The 1,913-nt window shown below is 66.5% G+C and carries 2 protein-coding genes; one reads left to right on the top strand and one right to left on the bottom strand.

Features of this window, described 5'->3' with window-relative positions; genetic code table 11:
• Positions 1-23 precede the first annotated feature (23 nt).
• A complete protein-coding gene (locus QMZ05_RS40725) occupies positions 24-512 on the bottom strand; it encodes an Lrp/AsnC family transcriptional regulator (RefSeq protein WP_353705877.1) in 489 nt (162 codons plus the stop codon).
• Positions 513-638: 126 nt separating this feature from the next.
• Between QMZ05_RS40725 and ald the strand changes: the two genes are divergently transcribed.
• Positions 639-1,754, top strand: a complete 1,116-nt coding sequence (gene ald, locus QMZ05_RS40720; protein ID WP_353705876.1) for an alanine dehydrogenase — start codon at positions 639-641, stop codon at positions 1,752-1,754.
• Positions 1,755-1,913: the final 159 nt, after the last annotated feature.

Genomic DNA, 1,913 nt, shown 5'->3' with positions numbered 1-1,913 from the left:
GGTCGCAACTCGACCATTCCGGACTAACCGCGCAGCGCGGTTTCGGGAATGGTGCGGCGGACCACCTCGCGCATCGCGAAGCTGGAATGGATGCGGGCGACGCCGGGCATGCGCGACAGATGCTGCTTGTGGATGCGCTCGAAGTCGGCGATGTCGCGGGCGATGACCTGCAGATGATAGTCGTCGCTGCCCGACATCAAATGGCAGGACACGACGTCGGGGCAGCGCGCGATCGCGGCCTCGAAGGCGGCGAGATAATCCTCGCTCTGCTTCTCCAGCGTGATGGTGACGACGACGGTCGTGACGAGGCCAAGCGCTGACGCTTCGAGGTCGACGCGGTAGCCGCGGATCACGCCGATCTCCTCGAGATGGCGGATGCGCCGCGCGCAGGCGGTCGGCGACAGCCCGACCTTCTCGGCAAGCTCGATCTGGCTTGCGCGGGCGTCCGCGACCAGCTCGGCGAGGATTCTGAGGTCGATACGATCGAGACCGTCCACGCAGTTTTCCTTCAAGAGCGAAGCCGACGACGAAGGATATGAGCGTATCTCCCTGTGGGCAAGCCGGAATTCGCTGAGAAACGCCGTGTGACGGGGCATAGCCTTGTGGTTGGCGGAAACCAATTTTGCAAGGAGCGGACCATGCGCGTCGGCGTGCCCAAGGAGATCAAGGTCGAGGAATATCGGGTCGGGCTGACGCCGGCCTCGGTGCGGGAATATGTGGCGCACGGCCATGAGGTCGTGGTGCAGCGCGGCGCCGGTGACGGCATCGGTGCCGGCGATGACGCCTACGCCCAGGCCGGCGCACGGATCGCCGACACCGCCGAAGAGGTGTTCTCCGTCGCCGAGATGATCGTCAAGGTGAAGGAGCCGCAGCCGTCGGAATGGATCAAGCTGCGTGAGGGACAGATCCTGTTCACCTATCTGCATCTCGCGCCCGACGTGCCGCAGACCACGGGGCTGATCGCCTCCGGCTGCACGGCGGTCGCCTATGAAACCGTCACCGACGCGCATGGCGGGCTGCCGCTGCTCGCGCCGATGAGCGAGGTCGCCGGCCGCCTTGCGATCGAGGCCGCGGGCGCAGCACTTCGCAAATCCGCCGACGGCATGGGCAAGCTGCTCGGCGGTGTGCCCGGCGTTCCGCCGGCACGTGTCGCGATCATCGGCGGCGGCGTGGTCGGCACCCATGCGGCGCGGATGGCCGCAGGGCTCGGCAGCGACGTCACCATCCTCGACCGCTCGTTGCCGCGGCTCCGCGCGCTCGACGACCTGTTCATCGGCCGCGTCCGCACCCGCTACGCCACGCTGGAAGCGATCGAGCAGGAGGTTTTTGCGGCTGATGTGGTGATCGGCGCGGTGCTGGTGCCGGGCGCCAGCGCACCAAAGCTGGTGTCGCGCGCGCAGCTCTCAGGCATGAAACGCCGCGCGGTGCTGGTCGACGTCGCGATCGACCAGGGCGGCTGCTTTGAGACCTCGAAGCCGACCACGCACCAGGCGCCGACCTATCTGGTCGACGACATCGTGCATTATTGCGTCGCCAACATGCCAGGCGCCGTACCTGTCACCTCGAGCCACGCGCTCAATCACGCCACCTTGCCGTTCGGCCTGGCGCTGGCCTCGAAGGGACTGCGCGCGCTGGTCGAGGATCCGCATTTGCGCGCCGGCCTCAACGTCCATCGCGGCCGCATCACCAATCGCGCCGTCGCCGAGAGCCAACATCTGTCAGCCGTGATGCCGGAGGAAGCGCTGGCGTCGTAACAATTTCGGCAAGCCCGGGTATTCGTAGCCCGGATGGAGCGAAAGCGAAATCCGGGGGCAGTCCCTCAGCGGAGAGACCAGCCCCGGATTTCGCTTCGCTGCATCCGGGCTTCTGTAACGGGCCTTGGTTAGTCAATCCCTTTTCGCGTCATCCACTCG

This window comes from Bradyrhizobium sp. INPA03-11B (assembly GCF_040446015.1).
Classification (GTDB): domain Bacteria; phylum Pseudomonadota; class Alphaproteobacteria; order Rhizobiales; family Xanthobacteraceae; genus Bradyrhizobium; species Bradyrhizobium macuxiense_A.
The sequence above is the reverse complement of the archived record's forward strand: the minus strand, read 5'-3'. Positions and strand labels throughout refer to the sequence as shown.